The organism is Shimia sp. R9_1, assembly GCF_017743775.1.
In the GTDB taxonomy this organism is placed as follows: domain Bacteria; phylum Pseudomonadota; class Alphaproteobacteria; order Rhodobacterales; family Rhodobacteraceae; genus Shimia.
In genome coordinates this window covers 20,386-37,664 of record NZ_JAGHRN010000009.1, presented here as the reverse complement: position 1 = coordinate 37,664, position 17,279 = coordinate 20,386, and the positions used below count along the sequence as shown (strand labels likewise).

The 17,279-nt window shown below is 61.7% G+C and carries 18 protein-coding genes; 14 read left to right on the top strand and 4 right to left on the bottom strand.

Annotated features, from left to right (window positions below; all coding sequences use genetic code 11):
* Positions 1 to 58 precede the first annotated feature (58 nt).
* The gene (locus tag J7399_RS19860; protein WP_247742990.1) at positions 59 to 1,372 is read right to left on the bottom strand and encodes a homoserine dehydrogenase; all 1,314 of its coding nucleotides are present in this window, start codon (positions 1,370 to 1,372) and stop codon (positions 59 to 61) included.
* A 98-nt stretch (positions 1,373 to 1,470) separates the two neighbouring features.
* Positions 1,471 to 1,713, bottom strand: a complete 243-nt coding sequence (locus J7399_RS19855; RefSeq protein ID WP_209089366.1) for a hypothetical protein — start codon at positions 1,711 to 1,713, stop codon at positions 1,471 to 1,473.
* A 128-nt stretch (positions 1,714 to 1,841) separates the two neighbouring features.
* On the opposite strand from J7399_RS19855, the gene J7399_RS19850 reads away from it, so the two are divergent.
* Positions 1,842 to 2,435, top strand: a complete 594-nt coding sequence (locus J7399_RS19850; protein WP_209089364.1) for a TetR family transcriptional regulator — start codon at positions 1,842 to 1,844, stop codon at positions 2,433 to 2,435.
* A 196-nt stretch (positions 2,436 to 2,631) separates the two neighbouring features.
* Here J7399_RS19850 and J7399_RS19845 read toward each other — a convergent pair whose 3' ends face one another.
* Positions 2,632 to 3,543, bottom strand: coding sequence for a pirin family protein (locus tag J7399_RS19845; protein WP_209089362.1), 912 nt, complete (start codon positions 3,541 to 3,543; stop codon positions 2,632 to 2,634).
* 217 nt (positions 3,544 to 3,760) lie between these two features.
* Between J7399_RS19845 and J7399_RS19840 the strand changes: the two genes are divergently transcribed.
* The 7 genes from J7399_RS19840 to J7399_RS19810 all read left to right on the top strand — a co-directional run bounded on the left by J7399_RS19840 (position 3,761) and on the right by J7399_RS19810 (position 10,761).
* Positions 3,761 to 5,386 (top strand): long-chain-fatty-acid--CoA ligase, encoded by a 1,626-nt coding sequence (locus J7399_RS19840; protein WP_209081482.1) that lies wholly within the window; start codon positions 3,761 to 3,763, stop codon positions 5,384 to 5,386.
* A gap of 46 nt (positions 5,387 to 5,432) precedes the next feature.
* On the top strand, positions 5,433 to 6,278 hold the full coding sequence (locus J7399_RS19835) for an alpha/beta hydrolase (protein ID WP_209089360.1): 846 nt from the start codon (positions 5,433 to 5,435) through the stop codon (positions 6,276 to 6,278).
* A gap of 284 nt (positions 6,279 to 6,562) precedes the next feature.
* Positions 6,563 to 7,552: a nitronate monooxygenase family protein gene (locus J7399_RS19830; protein ID WP_209065940.1), complete on the top strand. Its 990-nt coding sequence runs from the start codon at positions 6,563 to 6,565 to the stop codon at positions 7,550 to 7,552.
* Complete coding sequence (locus tag J7399_RS19825; protein WP_247742989.1) at positions 7,549 to 8,220, top strand: histidine phosphatase family protein; 672 nt, start codon at positions 7,549 to 7,551, stop codon at positions 8,218 to 8,220. Before J7399_RS19830 ends, J7399_RS19825 begins: the two co-directional genes overlap by 4 nt.
* A gap of 119 nt (positions 8,221 to 8,339) precedes the next feature.
* Positions 8,340 to 9,365, top strand: a complete 1,026-nt coding sequence (locus tag J7399_RS19820; RefSeq protein ID WP_209089359.1) for a phosphotransferase family protein — start codon at positions 8,340 to 8,342, stop codon at positions 9,363 to 9,365.
* A gap of 1 nt (position 9,366) precedes the next feature.
* Entirely contained in the window at positions 9,367 to 10,143 is a 777-nt protein-coding gene (locus tag J7399_RS19815; protein WP_209089388.1) for an SDR family NAD(P)-dependent oxidoreductase, read from the top strand.
* 198 nt (positions 10,144 to 10,341) lie between these two features.
* Positions 10,342 to 10,761: a PaaI family thioesterase gene (locus J7399_RS19810; RefSeq protein WP_209089351.1), complete on the top strand. Its 420-nt coding sequence runs from the start codon at positions 10,342 to 10,344 to the stop codon at positions 10,759 to 10,761.
* 9 nt (positions 10,762 to 10,770) lie between these two features.
* On the opposite strand, the gene J7399_RS19805 is transcribed toward J7399_RS19810, so the two are convergent.
* Entirely contained in the window at positions 10,771 to 12,174 is a 1,404-nt protein-coding gene (locus J7399_RS19805; RefSeq protein WP_209089347.1) for an aminotransferase class V-fold PLP-dependent enzyme, read from the bottom strand.
* 117 nt (positions 12,175 to 12,291) lie between these two features.
* Here J7399_RS19805 and J7399_RS19800 point away from each other — a divergent pair, with 117 nt between their 5' ends.
* The 6 genes from J7399_RS19800 (at position 12,292) to arsJ (ending at position 17,263) form a co-directional block, all read left to right on the top strand.
* Positions 12,292 to 12,747, top strand: coding sequence for an Lrp/AsnC family transcriptional regulator (locus J7399_RS19800; protein ID WP_209089344.1), 456 nt, complete (start codon positions 12,292 to 12,294; stop codon positions 12,745 to 12,747).
* A gap of 87 nt (positions 12,748 to 12,834) precedes the next feature.
* Complete coding sequence (locus J7399_RS19795) at positions 12,835 to 13,167, top strand: metalloregulator ArsR/SmtB family transcription factor (protein ID WP_209089341.1); 333 nt, start codon at positions 12,835 to 12,837, stop codon at positions 13,165 to 13,167.
* Between the two features lie 13 nt (positions 13,168 to 13,180).
* Complete coding sequence (locus tag J7399_RS19790; RefSeq protein WP_209065931.1) at positions 13,181 to 13,729, top strand: arsenate reductase ArsC; 549 nt, start codon at positions 13,181 to 13,183, stop codon at positions 13,727 to 13,729.
* Positions 13,722 to 14,771 carry an ACR3 family arsenite efflux transporter gene (gene arsB, locus J7399_RS19785; protein WP_209089338.1) on the top strand — a complete coding sequence of 350 codons (1,050 nt, stop codon included), beginning with the start codon at positions 13,722 to 13,724 and terminating at the stop codon, positions 14,769 to 14,771. The genes J7399_RS19790 and arsB overlap by 8 nt, the downstream gene beginning before the upstream one ends.
* 54 nt (positions 14,772 to 14,825) lie before the next feature.
* The gene (locus J7399_RS19780) at positions 14,826 to 15,836 is read left to right on the top strand and encodes an ArsJ-associated glyceraldehyde-3-phosphate dehydrogenase (RefSeq protein ID WP_209089335.1); all 1,011 of its coding nucleotides are present in this window, start codon (positions 14,826 to 14,828) and stop codon (positions 15,834 to 15,836) included.
* A 167-nt stretch (positions 15,837 to 16,003) separates the two neighbouring features.
* The gene (gene arsJ, locus J7399_RS19775) at positions 16,004 to 17,263 is read left to right on the top strand and encodes an organoarsenical effux MFS transporter ArsJ (RefSeq protein ID WP_209089332.1); all 1,260 of its coding nucleotides are present in this window, start codon (positions 16,004 to 16,006) and stop codon (positions 17,261 to 17,263) included.
* Positions 17,264 to 17,279 lie beyond the last annotated feature (16 nt).

Here is a 17,279-nt window from a genome sequence, read left to right as displayed (position 1 = left end):
TTAAATATCGGTTATCGCAGCGGCGGCGCGCTCACAAGAGGGGCGCGCCATTGAAATCTCAAACCTGCTCTATGCGCAACGCCACAGGGGCGCTTGCGACCACGCCGGTGCTCTGCATGGCGGCAATGGCTTCATCCAGAGCGGCGCGCTGGGTTTTGTGGGTCACGATCAGCACAGGGGCGAGCTCATCATTGTGGCGGGTCTGGCGCATGCGGTCGATGCTGATCCCGTTGTCGCCAAGCGCGGTGGCAATCTTGGCCATGGCACCCGGGCGGTCTTCCAGCGTCAGGCGCAGATAGTAGGGCGCCGGGGAGTTGGAGCGCGCCGCCTTGGCGCTGGTCAGCTGCTCTGCGGGCATGCCGAAGGTGGAGAGGCGGAAGCCGCGCGCAATGTCACAGACATCGCCCATCACCGCGCTGGCGGTCGGGCCTTCACCGGCACCGGGGCCGCGCAGCACAACCTGCTCCACCGCGTCGCCTTCAATCACCACCATATTGGTGCCGCCTTTGAGCTGGCCCAGCGGGCTGTCTGCGGGCACAAGGCAGGGCGACATGCGCTGCTCCAGCCCACGGCCGGTCATCTGGGTCACGCCCAGCAGCTTGATCTTGAAGCCAAGCTCGGCGGCCTGATGAATGTCTTCAATGGAGATGCGCTGAATGCCTTCCAGCTCCACACCCGCGAAATCCACCTTGGTGCCAAAGGCGATGGAGGAGAGCAGCGACAGCTTGTGTCCGGCGTCAATGCCGCCCACGTCCAGATTGGGGTCCGCTTCCAGATAGCCAAGCGCATCGGCCTCGGCGAAAACCTCTTCATAGGGCAGGCCCGCGTCCTGCATCCGGGTGAGGATGTAGTTACAGGTGCCGTTCATCACGCCCATGATGCGGGTGATCTCATTGCCCGCCAGCCCTTCGGTGAGGGATTTGATCACCGGAATGCCGCCTGCCACAGCCGCTTCAAAGCGGATCACCGCGCCTTTGGCCTCTGCGGTCTCGGCCAGCGCCTGACCGTGATGGGCCAGCAGCGCCTTGTTGGCGGTGACCACATCTTTGCCTAGCGCCAATGCGGCCTCAATCGCGTCTTTCGCCGGGCCGTCTTCGCCGCCCATCAGTTCGACAAACACATCCACGTCGTCGCGCTTGGCCAGAGCCACCGGATCCTCTTCCCAAGCGTAATTCGCCAGCGACACGCCGCGGTCCTTATCCTTGGAGCGCGCGCTCACGGCGGTGATCACCACCGGACGCCCGGTGCGGGCCGCCAGCAGGTTGGCCTTCTGGCGCACGATCTTCACCACACCCACGCCCACGGTGCCCAAGCCGGCAATCCCAAGACGGAGCGGTGTTGTGTTGGGGTTGCTCATCTGCGCATCGGTCATGAAGCACTACCTCGAATATGTGTTGGTATGGTCTGCTGTGTTGCTTTGCCGTGTAGCGGCTCTTGCAGGGGGGTGCAACGCGTCTGCATCGGGCAGGCTTACTGCAGCTCACGCGCGCGGCGATTGAGACGAGCGCCACGGGCGGCAAGCTCTTCCTCGCTGCTCTCCGTCAGGCGCTGCTCCGGCGCGGCAGGCAGCGCGCGCGCAGGCAGAAGCTCAGGGTAGGGCGCGGCCTCCACTTCTTTGGAAACAGCGGCATCCAGTCCCGGCACATCGCCACAGCTGGCCAGCACGCCCGTGCATAAGATCATCAAGAGGCTTGCTTTGGTCTGTCGTGTCACGCGAATGGCCCTTTTGTTGCCCGGCTTTCTTATGGCCCAGTCGGGGCTGGCGACACAAGCCAACTTGCACGCCTCAGCCCTGCTTATGCGGGGTTTTAAAGGAACGTACGTTCAGTTAAATTGCGCCTATGGCACGAACTCAAGGCTCACATTCCGGCATCACCGGCCCGCGCGTGCGCGCCGCCGCGCTCTCGCTCTTTGCCCAGCACGGCTATGCCGCTGTTTCCATGCGCCAAATTGCGCGTGAGGTCGGCGTGCAGGCAGGGGCGCTTTACAACTATACGCCGGACAAACAGTCGCTGCTGTTTGATCTGATGAAAACCCATATGGATGAGCTTCTGGCCACCCGCGCCTCGCTTGAGGCCCCGGCTTCTCCGGTGGCGGCACTGGAGACCTTCACCCGTCTGCACCTGCGCTTTCACTCAGAGCGCCCTGATGAGGTGTTCATCGCCTATATGGAGCTGCGCAATCTCAGCCCGGAAAACTTCTCCGAGGTCGAAGCCCTGCGCCGCGCCTATGAAGACCAGCTCGAAGCGATCCTGCGCGCCGGTGTGGAAAGCGGTGATTTCACTGTGGCGGACCCCAAAATCACCACCATGGCCGTGATTGCCATGCTGACCGGCGTGAACACATGGTTCCGCGAAGGCGGCCGCCTGTCGCTTTCCGAGGTGGAGCAGATCTACTGGGATATGGTGCGCCAAGCCGTAGGCATCGCCGCCTAACAGCTCTGCCTTCCTCCCCCCCCCTAAGCGCTTCTCATTCAAAAAATATCCCGGGGGTGAGCCGCGTCTCGGAATGTGTCCAGTGGACACATTCAGCGGCGAACGGGCGGAGCCCTTACTCCGCTTGATGTGACAGGGGCAGCGCCCCTCATAGACGGAGGGGTCTCCCCCTCCGTCCACTTTTCTAAAGCCATGATCAATGCGCCGGTTTGATGAATGTGCCGTTGCGCAGCTCTGCAAAGGCCTGCTGCAGCTCCGCCTGCGTGTTCATCACAATCGGGCCGTGCCAGGCCACCGGCTCCTGAATGGGCTGGCCTGAGATCAGCAGGAAGCGCACGCCCTGTTCGCCGGCCTGTACCGTGACCTCATCGCCATTGCCAAAGCGCACCAGCGTGCGGTCCCCGCTCATATCGCGGATATTGACCTCTTCTCCGGCCACCTCTTTTTCCAACAGAATGCCGGTGGGCTGGCTGGCATCGGCAAAGGCCGCATCCCCTTCAAATACATAGGCAAAAGCGCGCCGGTGTGTGTCGATCGGGAAGGTCTTTTTCACCCCCGCAGGCACGGTCACATCCAGAAACATCGGATCGGCGGCAATGCCATCCACCGGGCCGGTCTGACCCCAGAAGCTGCCGATGATCACCCGCACCTTGGTGCCGTCATCCTCAAAGATCTCGGGGATTTCTTTGGCGGTCACATCCTGGTAGCGCGGATCGGTCATCTTCAGATCGCGGGGCAGATTGGCCCAGAGCTGAAAGCCGTGGTTCACCCCATTGGCACCGGGGGTGGGCATCTCCTGATGCAAAATTCCGCGCCCTGCCGTCATCCACTGCACATCCCCCGCGCCCAGATTGCCGGTGTTGCCAAGGCTGTCCTGATGTTCCACCGCGCCGTCAATCACATAGGTGATGGTCTCAATGCCGCGATGCGGATGCCACGGAAAGCCCGCCTCATAAAGCCGGGGATCATCGTTGCGGAAGTGATCCATCATCAGGAAGGGATCAAGCTCCTCAGGATCCTGAAACCCAAAGGCGCGGTGCAGATGCACGCCAGCCCCTTCCCGGGCAGGAATGGCTTTGCGCGTTTCCAAAACAGGTCTGATCGACATGATGTCTCTCCTTTCCTCCCCAAGGTAGGGCAGGCGGTGTGCCCTGAAAATCGCCAGCACCGCGCGCTCATTGTGCGGATCTGCACAGAAATAAACTTAACAAGTGCAACAGCTTAGGTTGAGCGACGTAGCGGCATATTTCAACCGCCCTTTCCTCTACCTTGGCCTTGCGCGTATGGTCACGCGCGACAATACATTCACAGGCAGGGAGGCCTAAATGCTAGGGTCTATGATGATGCGTCCGCTCAACATCGCGGATATTCTCAAATTTGCAGCCGAAATCCACCCAACCGGAGAAGTCGTCTCTGTGCGCACCGAGGGGGATATCCACCGCCAGACATATGCTGAGATGGCCCCCCGTGTGGCGCGTCTTGCCAATGCGCTCACAACACAGGGCCTGAAGGTCGGTGACCGCATCGCAACGCTGGCGTGGAACGGCTACCGCCACCTTGAGCTCTACTACGCGATCTCCGGTGCTGGCGGCGTCTGCCACACCATCAACCCGCGCCTTTCCGCGGAGCAGATGACCTACATCGTGAACCACGCCAAGGACACGATGCTGTTTGTGGACACCACCTTTGTGCCGCTGGTCAACGCCCTGCGCGCGCAATGGCCAGAAGGCCTCAAAGTGGTGGTCATGACCGACCGCGCCCATATGCCAGAGGGCGATTTCCTCTGCTATGAAGAGCTGCTTGAGGCGGAATCCGAGGAATTTGACTGGCCAGAGCTGCCGGAAGACACCGCCGCGGGCCTGTGTTACACCTCCGGCACCACCGGGAACCCCAAAGGCACACTCTACACCCACCGCTCCACAGTGCTGCATGCCATGACTGTGGGCCTGTCGCTGCCCAAAGTCTGCCAGCCGGGCCGCCGCATCCTGCCGGTTGTGCCGCTCTTCCACGTCAACGCCTGGGGCCTGCCCTATATCGCGCTGCTCACCGGCGCCTCGCTGGTCTTCCCAGGCGGCGCGCTTGACGGGGAAAGCCTGTTTAAGCTGATGGAAGGCGAAAACGTCTACTCCGCATGGGGCGTGCCCACCGTCTGGCTCGGCCTTCAGGGCGAGATGGAGAAACAGGGCCGCATGCCCAAAGGTCTCGAAGATCTGGTGATCGGCGGCTCCGCCGCACCGGCCAGCATGATCACCTATTTTGAGGAAAATAACGTCAACGTCTGCCACGCCTGGGGCATGACCGAGATGAGCCCGGTCGGCACCATGGGCAACCTGCCTGTGCATCTGGAAGACCACATCCTAGAAGAGCGCGTGGCGATCAAATCCAAACAGGGCCGCCGCATCTTTGGCGTGGACCTGAAAATCGTGGACGAAGACGGCAAGCGTCTGCCCCATGACGGCGAAGCCGCAGGCGAGCTGTTTGTGCGCGGCAACAACATCACCGCAGGCTACTTTGAGAACGAAGAGGCCAACGCAGGCGCCTTTGATGCGGATGGCTGGTTTGGCACCGGCGATGTGGCCACGATTGACGGCCACGGCTACCTCACCATCACCGACCGCGCCAAAGACCTGATCAAATCCGGCGGCGAATGGATCAGCTCGCTCGATCTGGAAAACACCGTGATGGCGCACCCGAATGTGGCCAACTGCGCGGTGATCGCCGTGGCCCACCCCAAATGGGACGAACGCCCGCTGATGGTTGTGGTGCCCTCTGCCGAAGGCAAGCCGGAAATCAGCGAGCTGATGGCCCTGTTAGAGGAGCACTTCGCCAAGTGGCAGCTGCCTGATGATGTGGTCTTTGTGGACGAGCTGCCGATGACCGCCACCGGCAAAGTCTCCAAGCTCACCCTGCGCAAGCAGTTTGCCGACTACAAACTGCCCGACATGGTGTGATTTGGCACAAAGCCAGTTCATAACACTCAACGGTCACGCGTATCACATGCGCGTGGCCGGCGACCCTCAGGCCCCCGTGCTCCTGTGCCTGCACGGCTTTCCCGAATATTCCGGCGCCTTTGACGATCTGATCCCCCATCTGGAGGATCACTTCTTCCTCGTAGCCCCGGATCAGCGCGGCTACGGCCAAAGCTGGCGACCGGCAGAGGTGAAACACTACGCGCCTGCCGCGCTTGTCGCCGATGCCGCTGCCATCCTGAAGCACTACTGTTCTGACCGGCCTGCCGCCGCAGTGCTCGGCCATGATTGGGGCGCGGCCATCGCCTATGGTCTGGCCTTCCGCCATGCCGATCTGTTTGAGCGCCTGATCATCGCAAACGGGGTGCATCCGATCCCGTTTCAGCGCGCACTCGCGGCGGGCGGCGCACAATCTGCGGCCAGCCAATACATCAACTGGCTGCGCGCCGAAGGCTCCGAGGACCGGCTCGCAGAAAACGATCACGCCCGCATGATGGGCATCTTTTCCAAACATATGGTCATGTCCTGGATGGACGAGAGCAAACTGGCCGCCTACCGCGCGGCCTGGGGCACAGCCGAAGAGGTGCGCGGCATGGTCAACTGGTATCGCGCCTCAACCCTTCAGGTCGCAGACCCCGGCGCACCGCTGCCAGCCGAAGCCCTGCCCAAACTGCCGCCCCAAGCCCTGCGCGTGCCCATGCCGCATCTGCTCTTGTGGGGGGAAGAGGACACCGCGCTCCTGCCGGAGTGCCATGCAGGCCTTGAGGATCTCTGCGACGATCTCACCCGCATCACCCTGCCGGGTGCCGATCACTGGCTTTTGCATCAAAAGCCCGCCGAGGTGGCCCGCCACATCCTGCAGTTTCTGCGTTAAGCCCCGGCTTCTCATTCCCCAAATATCCCCGCCGGAGGCTTCCGGACATGGCCGCGCATCCCTGCCTTCCGCGAAGGCAAGCCCATTGTGACGTCATGTTACTTTGCCATCCTCTTGTTTGAGCCGCCCGCACGCGGCTTTATCCTGTCACCAAGGCGTCGTGCGGTTTTGCGCGGCATCCGGAGGAGAGGGAGTGGCACGCAGCCCGCATAGGCTGCTTTGCCTCGCGTCGTGCTCCGGTGTCCGCAGAGATTGGCAAGGCGCTGAGAAAACAGGAGTTTTTTATGTCTGGTGACCGCCACCTTCCCAAAGCGCTTCAGGGCCTGCGTATCCCCGCAGTGGCCTCTCCGCTTTTCATCATTTCCGTACCCGCACTGGTCATTGCCCAGTGTAAGGCAGGCATCATAGGCAGTTTCCCCGCACTCAACGCCCGTGAGGCGGCAGGAGACCATCCCCTTCTGGACACCTGGCTCACGCAGATCCGCGAAGAGCTGGACCGTCACAATCAGGAAAATCCCGATCAACCGGCCGCGCCTTTTGCGGTCAACCAGATCGTGCATCGCTCCAACGAACGTCTGGAGCGCGACATTGCGCTTTGCCACAAACATGAGGTGCCGGTCTGGATCACCTCGCTGGGCGCGCGTAAAGAGGTCAATGACGCCGCCCATGATTGCGGCGGCATCGCGCTGCATGACATCATCAACAACAAATTTGCCAAAAAGGCGATCGAGAAAGGGGCTGACGGCCTCATCGCGGTGGCCGCCGGTGCGGGTGGCCATGCGGGCTCCCAATCCCCGCTCGCGCTGATCAGCGAAATCCGCGAGTGGTTTGACGGCCCAGTGCTGCTTTCCGGTGCCATTGCCACCGGCTCCTCGCTGCTGGCCGCACAGGCCATGGGCGCAGACCTTGGCTATATCGGCTCGCCGTTCATCGCCACCAAGGAGGCCAATGCCGAGCAGGGCTATAAAGACATGATTGTCGAGAGCGGCGCGGATGACATTGTCTATTCCTCGCTCTTCACCGGTGTCTGGGGCAACTACCTCAAAGGCTCCGTTGAGGCGGCGGGCATGGATCCGGATCGCCTGCCGGTGGGCGATGTCTCCACCATGGATTTTGGCACCGACCGCGACAAACCCAAAGCGTGGAAAACCATCTGGGGCTCCGGTCAGGGCATTGGCGCGGTGAAAGAGGTGGGCACTGTGGCCAGCCTCGTGGACCGGCTGGAGCGCGAATATAAAACCGCCTACCAGCGTCTGCAGGACCGCATGGCATGAGCCAGATGTTCCACCTGATCCGCCACGCCCAGGCCAGCTTTGGCGCGGCGGATTACGACAATCTCTCGGAGCTGGGCCACCGCCAGTCCGCCGCCCTTGGCGCGGCGCTCAAACGTCAGGGTGTGGTGCCGGATGCGGTGTTCATCGGCGGGCAGAAACGCCACCGCCAGACCTGGGAAGGCATCGAAAGCGCGCTGGGCACGGGGCTGACCCCGATTGTTGTGCCGGGCTGGAACGAATTTGATTTCGCAGGGCTTCTGGAGGCGCGCTTTGCAGGGCGCACCGACAAGCCTGCGGATCTGCACACAGACCGCAAAACCCACTTCCGCATCCTCCGCGACACGGTGCTGGAGTGGCAGCGCGACGAGATCGCAAACCCGCCCGAAAGTTTTGCCGCTTTCACGAGCCGCGTGCGCGAAGCCCGCGCCATTGTGGCCGCCTCCGGGGCCAAGACCCCGCTGGCGGTCAGCTCCGGTGGTGCCATCGGGCGCACGGTGGCCGATGTGCTCGATGCCCCTGCCGAACAGATGATTCTGCTGCAACTGCAGGTCAAAAATTGCGCCGTGGCGCGCATCGTGATGGCCAAGGGGCAGGAGTGGCTCAACGGATTTAACGAAACCCCGCATATTGACGGGTGCAACGAGAAAGAGATGCTGACCTACAGCTGAGAGAGAACATGGGGGAGGTCGGGCGCGGCCGGTTTGCTGCGCACCCCGGCCATTCTGAAGCGCCGCCGCGCGTTTCGAGATCGGGCACCGCGCCGTGTCTGATGCAAAGGGAGGAAACTATGGACGCAACCCAACTGGACACCGCCGCCGTTGCGCGCTGGTTGTCTGACAATCTGGATGGCTTTGCGGGGCCCATTGAGGCCACCAAATTCAACATCGGCCAGTCCAATCCGACCTTCCGGCTGGATGCGCCATCAGGGCAATATGTGCTGCGCCGCAAGCCGCCCGGGGTGCTTTTGAAATCCGCCCATGCGGTGGACCGCGAATTTCGCGTGCAAAAGGCCTTGGCCGACACCGATGTGCCGGTCGCCAAAATGCATCTGCTTTGCGAAGACGATGATGTGATCGGCTCAGCCTTCTATGTGATGGACTATGTGGAGGGACGCAATTTTGACGATCCCCGCCTCAAAGACCTCTCCAACGCAGACCGCGCCGCCGTGATCAATGAAATGGGCCGCGTGCTGGCCGCCATCCATTCGGTTGATATCACCGCCGTGGGTCTGTCGGACTATGGCCCAGAAGGCAATTATTTTGAGCGTCAGGTGGGCCGCTGGACCAAGCAGTACCGCGCCTCAGAAACAGAAACCCTGCTGCAGATGGATGAGTTGATCGATTGGCTTGCCGCCAATATCCCCACCGATGACGGCAAGCGCACGCTGGTGCATGGCGACTACCGGATCGACAATATGCTCTTTGCCAAGGACCGCCCCGAAGTGGTGGCGGTGCTGGATTGGGAGCTCTCCACCATTGGCCATCCCTACGCTGATCTGGCGGCGGTGATCATGCAGTGGCAGATGCCGCCGGGCCATGAGGGCCGCGGGCTGGCCGGTGTGGACCGAGCCGCCCTTGGTCTGCCCAGCGATGAAGAGTTCATCGCGCAGTATTGTGCCCGCATGGGCCTGCCGGGGATTGAGAAATTCGGCTTCTATCTGGCGTTTTGCTTCTTCCGCATGGGCGCGATCATCCAAGGGGTGAAAAAACGCGCGCTCGATGGCAACGCCTCTGATCCCGAACGCGCGGCCAAGCTTGGAAGCTTTGTGCCGATGTTCGCCATGGCAGGGCTGGAGGCCGCAAAACGTGGATAAGATGTTTCAGGATAAAGTGGTGATGATCACCGGCGCGGCCAGCGGCTTTGGGGCCATGGCGGCAGAACGCTTTGCCGCACAGGGCGCAAAGCTCGGCTTGTCAGACATCAACGGTGATCAACTGGCCAATGTCGCAGAAACCCTGCGCGCCCAAGGGGTTGAGCTGGTCTCTGCCGCGGTGGATGTGTCAGATGAGGCGCAGGTGGCCGCCCATGTCAGCCACATTGCAGAGACCTTTGGCACCATCGATGTGGGGCTCAACAACGCGGGCATCGGCCATGATGTGCGCCCGCTTCAGTTCCTCACCACCGAGGATTTTGACCTGATGATGAATGTGAATGCCAAAGGGGTGTTCCTCTGCATGAAGCATCAGATCCCGCTGATGCAGAAAGCAGGCAGCGGCGCGATCCTGAATGTGGCCTCAGCGGCGGGTCTGGTGGGTTCAGGCCATCTGTCGCTTTATGCGGCGGCCAAACATGCGGTGGTGGGCCTGACCAAGGCGGCGGCGGATGAGAACGCCTCCCGCGGCATTCGCGTGAATGCGCTTTGCCCCTCGTTTTCGGCCACACCGATGGTGGATGAGATGGCCGACATCGTGGGGGAGCGCGCGGGCCTGTCCCGTGAGGATGCCATGACCCATATTGCCAGCCGCGTGCCCATGCGGCGCGTCTCCAAGCCCGAGGAGGTGGTGCAGGCCATGCTCTGGATCAATGCGCCCGAAAACAGCTTCATGACCGGGCAGGCGATTGCCATCGACGGTGGTCTGACCGCTGTTTGACGGCGGTCTGACTTAAGCCCCGGAACAAGGCGCTTGCGCCGCCGGGGCAGCGCACGTCCGCCCCCTTGGGCGTGCGCTTTTGCAACGTCGCGGCACTTTCTGGCGGCTGCGTTGAAGTCGCGGGATAAACTGCCAGACTGACACCCGATTTTGCGCCCACCCGCGGCCGCGCGCTGCCCCTCGTTTGAAAGCTTCCCCATGACCCACAAGCCCCTCGATCCCGCTCTGGAAGAAACCCCTTATGAGCTGCAAAAGCACCTCGGGTTTCGCATCACCCATTGGGATGTGGATTACGCCCGTCTGGAGCTGCCCATTGCGCCGCATCTGATGAACCGCGCGGGCATTCCGCACGGCGGGATTTACGCCACGCTGCTCGACACAGTGATGGGCTTTGCGGGCTGTTACACCGGTGATCCGGCGCACAAACGTCTGGCGCTCACGCTTTCGATGACCACCAACTTCCTCAGCCGCCCCAAGGGGCAGGGGCTGATTGCCGAAGGTTGGCGCACAGGGGGCGGCGCCAAAACCTTCTTTGCCGAAAGTACGATTTCCGATGAAACCGGAGAGATCATTGCGCGCGGCTCCGGCGCCTTCAAATACCGCGCCACCACGTTGTGACCTGAGAGATCAACCCGCCAGAGCCTGCGGGGTTTCCGCACCCCAACCCTGCGCCAGCTCCGCGACCGACTGAAGGATGAAATCCACGGTCTCATCAGACATCAGCACGCTCAGGTTCAGGCGCACAAACCCCGGTTTGCTTGCGCCCGGACCTTGCAGAATGTCATCTCGGATATGCGCGGATTGCCCGTCGTCAATATCCAGCAGCGCATGCACATACGGCCCCGCGCAAGAGCAACCGCCCCGGGCCTGAATGCCATAGCGCTCTGACAGCGCGCGGGTGAAGGCGTTGTGGTCAATCCGCGTGCCTGTGCTGTCCAGCGGCACAAAGGAGAGAATGGGCAACCGCGCGCTCCGATCAGCCGCCAGCAGGTGCAGATTGGCCTTTGCCCCCCAGGCCGCAAAGGCCTTGGCTGTCAGCGCCGCATTGCGGGCCTGCATCTCCGCGCCAATCACCTCTTTCACGATCAGCGCCAGCGCCACGCGGATGTCACCCACCACATTGGGGGTGCCGCCTTCCTCGCGCTGGGCCAGCCCCGCCACATAGTCATGCTGGCGGGCGTTCACAAAAGCCACGGTGCCGCCGCCGGGCCGGTAGGGCACCGCTGCGCGCACCGCATCTTCGCGCACCACCAGCACGCCGCTCGCGCCGGGGCCGCCAATGCATTTATGGGCTGAGAACACCAGCGCATCGACCTCCGCGCCCTCTGCTGGTGTCATCTGCATCGGCAGATAGGGTCCGCCACCCGCATAGTCCCAGACCATCAGCGCGTCATAGGTTTTCACCAGCCGCGTCACCGCCGCCACATCTGTGCAGACGCCGGTGACATTGGCTGCCGCGCTCATCGCGACAATCACACGCCCGTTCAGGCTGTGCTCCGCCAGTGCCTGCGTTAGCGCCGCGCGATCCGGGCCGGGCAGGGCGCCTTCAGGGATTTCAATGACCTGCGCGCCGCTCTCGCGCCAGGGCAATAGGTTGGAGTGATGCTCATAAGGCCCGACCAGCACCGTGTCGCCTGCGCCCACCTGCAGCATATGCACAAGTTGGTTCAGCCCCGTGGTTGCGCCCGATCCGGCAAAGATCACCGCATGTTCCCCCTCACGCGCCCCGCAGTGCCGCGCCACCACAGCCCGCGCCCCTTCACGCAGCTGCCCCATGCGCGCCCCGCAGAAAGAGGCATCTGTGTGGGTGTTGGCATAGTAAGGCAGCACGTTTTCCAGAACGAAGCTTTCCACCTGCCGCAGCGCCCGACCAGAGGCGACATAATCCGCATAGATCAGCTTGCGCGGACCATAAGGCGTGTCGATCTGCAGATCCGCCCCAATCAGCCCGTCGCGCAAGCTGTCCATCGGCGCTGCGACGGAGGAGAGCTGTGCTGCAAAGTGATCAAAGGGGGCGGTGAGCTTGGACATTGTGAGCCTCTTATCCATGTGTTTGAGGTGTTTTACTTCGTTACTCCGGCGAAATTTGCCCCTCATTTTGCGAAATGGGTCGTACTTTGTTGTCATATGATCTAAACAAGCAGTCATATGGACCAAATTGATCGAAATATCCTTGATGTGCTGCAACGCGATGCCTCTTTGTCCCAGCGTGAGGTGGCTGAGCGTGTGGGCCTCTCTCAAAACGCGCTCTGGCGTCGTCTCAAACGGTTGGAGGAGGAGGGCGTGCTGCAGGGCGCGCGCATGCGTATTGATCCCGCAGCCTTGGGCCTTGATCTGACGGTTTTTGTGATGGTGCGCACCCGCAACCATTCCGTAGAGTGGGCAGAGAGCTTCAAACGCCATGTGTCGCTGATCCCGCAGGTGCTGGAAATGCACCGGATCGGCGGTGACTGGGACTATATGCTCAAGATCGTGACCTCGGGCATGGCGGGTTATGATCAAGTCTACCGCCGTCTCACCACCGGCTTTGAGCTGGATACAGTCACCGGCTATTTCTCCATGGAAACCATGCTCGAAGACCGCCCGCTTGACGTCAGAGGCTGATCCGGCCCCCATCTGTCATCAAAGTTTCACGCGCTGCAGGCAGAGACTCACTTGCATCTCGCCCAATATTTCCATAATTCACGATATATGGATAAATTATCAGCCCTCACGGCCTTTGCCGCCCTGTCTCAATCCACGCGCCTGGATGCGTTCCGCCTGTTGATCAAGGCGGGCGAGGCCGGCCTGACCGCCGGGGAGATCGCCGATGCGCTGAATGTGCGCCAGAACACCCTCTCGGCAAATCTCTCCGTGCTGTTGCAGGCCAACCTGCTGCGCAATCAGCGTGAAGGGCGCAGCATTCGCTATTTTGCCAACACAGACGGCGTCCGGGGGCTTTTGGGCTTCCTGCTGGAGGACTGCTGCGGCGGACAGCCCGAGTTGTGCCAGCCGTTGATCGAAGACCTCACCTGTGGATGCTAAAGGAGCCGGTCCCATGTCGGATAAACGCTACAACGTCCTCTTCCTCTGCACGGGCAATTCCGCCCGCTCCCTTCTTGCCGAAGCGATTTTACAGCGCGAGGCCATGGGCCGCTTTCGCGGCTTCAGCGCGGGCTCCCACCCCAAAGGCGCGCCGCACCCATACGCCATAGACCTGCTGCAAGGCCTCAACCACGACACAGGGTTTGCCCGCTCCAAAAGCTGGGACGAATTTGCAGGCAAAGACGCGCCGGAGATGGATTTTGTGTTCACCGTCTGTGACCGCGCCGCCAAAGAAGACTGCCCGGTCTGGCCCGGGCAACCCGTGACCGCCCATTGGGGCATCCCGGATCCCAGCAATTTTGAAGGCTCTGAGGCCGAAAAACGTGTCGCATTCGCCGAAGCCTACCGGATGCTCTACAACCGCATTTCGATCTTTGTGAACCTGCCGATGGGGCGTCTTGATGCCGTGTCCCTCAGGCAGCAACTGGACGATCTGGGCACATCGGAGCCGGTCGATATTCTCAGCGCGATGCGCCGCTACAGGGAGCAGAAGGATGTCTGATCACGCCGCAGAACTGGACCCAGGCCTAGGTACTTTTGAGCGGCTTCTGTCGCTTTGGGTCGCCCTCGCCATCGCCGCAGGTCTTGCCTTGGGCCTCCTCATGCCGGCTCTCTTTGGTGCCCTTGCCAGCCTTGAGGTTGCGTCGGTCAACCTGCCTGTGGCCGTGCTGATCTGGGCCATGGTTTACCCGATGATGGTGGGCATTGATTTTGGCGCGCTTGCTGATGTGGGGCGCAAACCCAAAGGTTTGGTGATCACTCTTGTGGTCAACTGGCTGATCAAGCCTTTCTCCATGGCGGCGCTGGGCGTCTTGTTCTTTGAATATATCTTCGCCGCCTGGATCGATCCGCAAACCGCCAGCGAATACCTCGCAGGCGTGATCCTTCTCGGCGCGGCACCCTGCACGGCGATGGTCTTTGTCTGGTCCAATCTGGTGCGCGGTGATGCCAACTACACGCTGGTGCAAGTCAGTGTGAATGACGTGATCATGGTCTTTGCCTTCGCCCCCATCGTGGCCTTCCTGCTTGGCGTGACCAATATAACCGTGCCGTGGGAAACTCTGATCCTGTCCGCCGTGCTCTATATCCTGCTGCCGCTGGTGGCCGGTTACATCACCCGCAAGCGCCTGATGGGGCAGGGCGGTGAGGCAGCTGTTGAGGCCTTCCGCAACCGCCTGCGTCCCACCTCTGTCGGTGGCCTCTTGTTGACGGTTGTGCTGCTCTTTGGCTTTCAGGCCCAGACCATCCTGAGCCAGCCCTTCAACATCCTACTGATCGCCATCCCGCTGCTGATCCAGACCTATGGCATCTTCTTTGTCGCCTATGGTGCGGCGCGTCTTTGGAAGGTGCCGTTTGAGGTCGCCGCCCCCTGCGCGCTGATCGGCACCTCCAATTTTTTTGAGCTGGCGGTGGCCGTGGCCATCTCGCTCTTCGGCCTTGGCTCCGGCGCGGCGCTTGCGACCGTCGTGGGGGTGCTCGTGGAGGTGCCCGTGATGCTCAGCCTTGTCGCTTTCGCCAACCGCACCCGCGGCTGGTTTGCTTAACTCTTCGCTTCCTCCCGAGGTCGGCCGCCGCCCTCTGTTTCAAAAGGTAGACACATGACCAAAATCGCAATCAATGGCCTTGGCCGCATGGGCAAGCTGGTGATCCGCAGCTTCTTTGACCTCGGTCTGGATGCCGAAATCGTCCTGCTCAACGACCCTTCCGGCGACGCCGAGCTGCACGCGCATCTTCTGGAGTTTGATACCGTCCACGGCCGCTGGCGCGCCGATTTCGCTTATGGCGCAGACAGCATCACCATCGACGGCCACCAGATGCGCAAAACCGAAGCCTGGTCGATCGAAGAGCTGCCGCTCCAAGAGCTGGGGGTTGATCTGGTGGTGGATTGCACAGGCGTCTTCAAAACCAACGCCAAATTGCAGCCCTACTTTGATGCGGGCGTGAAAAAGGTCGTGGTCTCCGCCCCTGTGAAAGAAGACGATGTGGCCAATATCGTCTACGGCGTGAATGACGCCACCTATGATGCGGCCGCCCACAAGGTGATCACCGCCGCCTCCTGCACCACCAACTGCATCGCGCCGGTGGTCAAGGTGATCCGCGAGAAACTGGGCATCGAGCAGGCCAGCTTCACCACCATCCACGACGTGACCAACACGCAGACCATTGTGGACCGCGCCCACAAAGACCCGCGCCGCGCGCGCTCTGCCCTCAACTCCCTGATCCCCACCACCACCGGCTCCGCCAAGGCGATCATCCAGATCTTCCCCGATATGGACGGTAAGATCGACGGCCACGCGGTGCGCGTGCCGCTCTTGAATGCCTCGCTCACCGACATCGTCTTTGACGTCAGCCGCGACACCACCGCCGAGGAGGTCAACGCCTTCTTCGCCGAGGCCGCCGCAGGGGAGCTGGACGGTATTCTGGGCTATGAAACCCGCCCACTGGTGAGCTGTGATTTCACCAATGACGACCGCTCAACCATTGTCGATGCGCTCTCCACCCGTGTGGTCAACAACCGCCATGTGAAAGTCTATGCCTGGTATGACAACGAGTGGGGCTATGCCTTCCGTCTGGCAGATGTCACCCGCATGGTGCTCGCCAGCCTTTAAAGGGCACCTTTGGTCCGGCACCGCCGGACCGCGCCCCATTGCCCGGTAGGGGCTTGTGAAACAAGCTCCCGAAAGAGACCCTCCCCGTCGCGCCGAAGGCGCGCCACAACAAAACTGTAGGGCGCTTCGCTTCCTCCCGAGGTCGGATGCGCTCCTGAGTGATCTTGATGACCAACGCCCAAACCCAAAAAACAGACGGCCTCGCCGCCTATATCACCGTCACCGCCGCCTATTGGGCCTTTATGCTGACCGACGGCGCGCTGCGGATGCTGGTGCTTTTGCACTTCAACGGGCTGGGCTTCTCCCCGATCCAGCTGGCCTATCTGTTCCTGCTTTACGAGGTCATGGGCATTGTCACCAACCTCTCCGCCGGCTGGATCGCTGCGCGCTTTGGTCTGACCTCCACGCTTTATGCGGGCCTCACCATACAGATCGCCGGCCTGATCGCTCTGGCACAGCTTGATCCCGCATGGGGTGCCACCGCCTCCGTGATCTTTGTGATGTGCGTGCAGGGCGCGTCCGGCGTGGCTAAAGACCTCTCCAAGATGTCGTCTAAGTCGGCGGTCAAACTGCTCGCCCCCAAAGAGGGCGGCGGCCTCTTCCGCTGGGTGGCGCTGCTCACGGGCTCCAAGAATGCGGTCAAAGGCTGCGGCTTCTTTCTGGGCGCTGCGCTGCTGGCGCTCTGGGGCTTTCAGGCCTCGGTCTGGGGCATGGCCATCATCCTCGCGGTGATCCTCGCAGGGGTGGTGACTTTCATGCCCTCAGGCCTGCCGCAGGGCTCCAAAAAGGCCAAGTTCTCGCAGGTCTTCTCCAAAGACCCCAATGTGAACCGGCTCTCCTTGGCGCGCATGTTCCTCTTTGGAGCGCGTGATGTGTGGTTTGTGGTCGGCATCCCGGTCTATTTCAACGCGGTGCTCTCTGATGGCACCGCCGAAGGCCGCCGCGAAGCCTTCTTCATCATCGGCATCTTCATGGCGGTCTGGATCATCCTTTACGGGGCAGTGCAGGGCAACGCCCCGCGCATCCTGAAAGCCGCAAATGCCAGCACCGATCAGGTGGTCGGCAAAGCCATCAATTGGGTCGGCTATCTCAACCTGATCCCGCTGGCGCTCACCGCCGCCGTGCTGATGCTTGAGACTTCGGCCATGCTCACGGCCATTCTGATTGCCGGGCTTTTGGTGTTTGGCTTTGTCTTTGCGGTGAACTCTTCAGTGCACAGCTACCTGATCCTCGCCTTCACCTCAGACGAGCGCGTCACCATGGATGTGGGGTTTTATTACATGTCCAACGCCGCCGGGCGGCTGCTCGGCACCTTGCTCTCAGGTCTCAGCTATCAGATCGGCGGCTTGTGGCTCTGCCTGTTCACCGCCGCAGTGATGTCGGCACTCAGCTGGTGGGCGGCAAGGCGGCTGAGGCACGCCGCCTAAACTTCCTCTTGCCAAA

What these genes read in the sequence shown, in the direction of transcription:
- J7399_RS19860 (WP_247742990.1), bottom strand. Translation starts at nt 1,372, where the DNA reads ATGACCGATGCGCAGATGAGCAACCCCAACACAACACCGCTCCGTCTT.
- J7399_RS19850 (WP_209089364.1), top strand. Translation starts at nt 1,842, where the DNA reads ATGGCACGAACTCAAGGCTCACATTCCGGCATCACCGGCCCGCGCGTG.
- J7399_RS19845 (WP_209089362.1), bottom strand. Translation starts at nt 3,543, where the DNA reads ATGTCGATCAGACCTGTTTTGGAAACGCGCAAAGCCATTCCTGCCCGG.
- J7399_RS19840 (WP_209081482.1), top strand. Translation starts at nt 3,761, where the DNA reads ATGCTAGGGTCTATGATGATGCGTCCGCTCAACATCGCGGATATTCTC.
- J7399_RS19835 (WP_209089360.1), top strand. Translation starts at nt 5,433, where the DNA reads ATGCGCGTGGCCGGCGACCCTCAGGCCCCCGTGCTCCTGTGCCTGCAC.
- J7399_RS19830 (WP_209065940.1), top strand. Translation starts at nt 6,563, where the DNA reads ATGTCTGGTGACCGCCACCTTCCCAAAGCGCTTCAGGGCCTGCGTATC.
- J7399_RS19825 (WP_247742989.1), top strand. Translation starts at nt 7,549, where the DNA reads ATGAGCCAGATGTTCCACCTGATCCGCCACGCCCAGGCCAGCTTTGGC.
- J7399_RS19820 (WP_209089359.1), top strand. Translation starts at nt 8,340, where the DNA reads ATGGACGCAACCCAACTGGACACCGCCGCCGTTGCGCGCTGGTTGTCT.
- J7399_RS19815 (WP_209089388.1), top strand. Translation starts at nt 9,367, where the DNA reads ATGTTTCAGGATAAAGTGGTGATGATCACCGGCGCGGCCAGCGGCTTT.
- J7399_RS19810 (WP_209089351.1), top strand. Translation starts at nt 10,342, where the DNA reads ATGACCCACAAGCCCCTCGATCCCGCTCTGGAAGAAACCCCTTATGAG.
- J7399_RS19805 (WP_209089347.1), bottom strand. Translation starts at nt 12,174, where the DNA reads ATGTCCAAGCTCACCGCCCCCTTTGATCACTTTGCAGCACAGCTCTCC.
- J7399_RS19800 (WP_209089344.1), top strand. Translation starts at nt 12,292, where the DNA reads ATGGACCAAATTGATCGAAATATCCTTGATGTGCTGCAACGCGATGCC.
- J7399_RS19795 (WP_209089341.1), top strand. Translation starts at nt 12,835, where the DNA reads ATGGATAAATTATCAGCCCTCACGGCCTTTGCCGCCCTGTCTCAATCC.
- J7399_RS19790 (WP_209065931.1), top strand. Translation starts at nt 13,181, where the DNA reads ATGTCGGATAAACGCTACAACGTCCTCTTCCTCTGCACGGGCAATTCC.
- arsB (WP_209089338.1), top strand. Translation starts at nt 13,722, where the DNA reads ATGTCTGATCACGCCGCAGAACTGGACCCAGGCCTAGGTACTTTTGAG.
- J7399_RS19780 (WP_209089335.1), top strand. Translation starts at nt 14,826, where the DNA reads ATGACCAAAATCGCAATCAATGGCCTTGGCCGCATGGGCAAGCTGGTG.
- arsJ (WP_209089332.1), top strand. Translation starts at nt 16,004, where the DNA reads ATGACCAACGCCCAAACCCAAAAAACAGACGGCCTCGCCGCCTATATC.